The organism is Terrimonas alba (assembly GCF_042434975.1).
GTDB classification, from domain to species: Bacteria; Bacteroidota; Bacteroidia; order Chitinophagales; family Chitinophagaceae; genus Terrimonas_B; species Terrimonas_B alba.
In genome coordinates this window covers 1-1,094 of the sequence record NZ_JBHMQM010000040.1, presented here as the reverse complement: position 1 = coordinate 1,094, position 1,094 = coordinate 1, and the positions used below count along the sequence as shown (strand labels likewise).

Sequence of the window (1,094 nt, the reverse complement as noted above, 5' to 3'; positions counted from 1 at the left end):
ACCGATGCCGGTGATTATACGGCTACACTCACTGCCGCTAATGGTTGTGACTCGGTTGCGACATTGCATTTAGTAATTAACCCAGCAGTGACCGGTGAAGAGACTGTTACACTCTGTCCTGCTGCATTACCATATAGCTGGAACGGCCAGTCCATTACCGATGCCGGTGATTATACGGCAACACTCACTGCAGCTAATGGTTGTGACTCGGTTGCGACATTGCATTTAGTAATCAACCCTGCAGTAACCGGTGAAGAAACTGTTACACTCTGTCCTGCTGCATTACCATATAGCTGGAACGGCCAGTCCATTACCGATGCCGGTGATTATACGGCAACGCTTACTGCCGCCAATGGTTGTGATTCGATTGCCACATTACACCTGGTGATCAATCCTGCAGTAACCGGTGAAGAAACTGTTACACTCTGTCCTGCTGCATTACCATATAGCTGGAACGGCCAGTCCATTACCGATGCCGGTGATTATACGGCAACGCTTACTGCCGCCAATGGTTGTGACTCGGTTGCTACACTGCATTTAGTAATCAATCCTGCAGTAACCGGTGAAGAGACTGTTACACTCTGTCCTGCTGCATTACCATATAGCTGGAACGGCCAGTCCATTACCGATGCCGGTGATTATACGGCTACACTTACTGCAGCCAGTGGTTGTGATTCGGTTGCTACATTACACCTGGTAATCAATCCAGCAGTGACCGGTGAAGAAACGGTTACACTCTGTCCTGCTGCATTACCATATAGCTGGAACGGTCAATCCATTACCGATGCCGGTGATTATACGGCAACACTTACTGCTGCCAATGGTTGTGACTCGGTTGCGACATTACACCTGGTAATCAATCCAGCAGTGACCGGTGAAGAGACTGTTACACTCTGTCCTGCTGCATTACCATATAGCTGGAACGGCCAGTCCATTACCGATGCCGGTGATTATACGGCAACGCTTACTGCCGCCAATGGTTGTGATTCCATTGCTACGCTGCATTTAGTAATCAATCCTGCAGTAACCGGTGAAGAGACTGTTACACTCTGTCCTGCTGCATTACCATATAGCTGGAACGGCCAGTCCATTAC

1 protein-coding gene is annotated in these 1,094 nt (G+C 49.0%); it reads left to right on the top strand.

Features of this window, described 5'->3' with window-relative positions; all coding sequences use genetic code 11:
* On the top strand, positions 1-1,094 hold a 1,094-nt coding region (locus tag ACFEL9_RS26085; RefSeq protein WP_385896337.1), incomplete at both ends, for a hypothetical protein.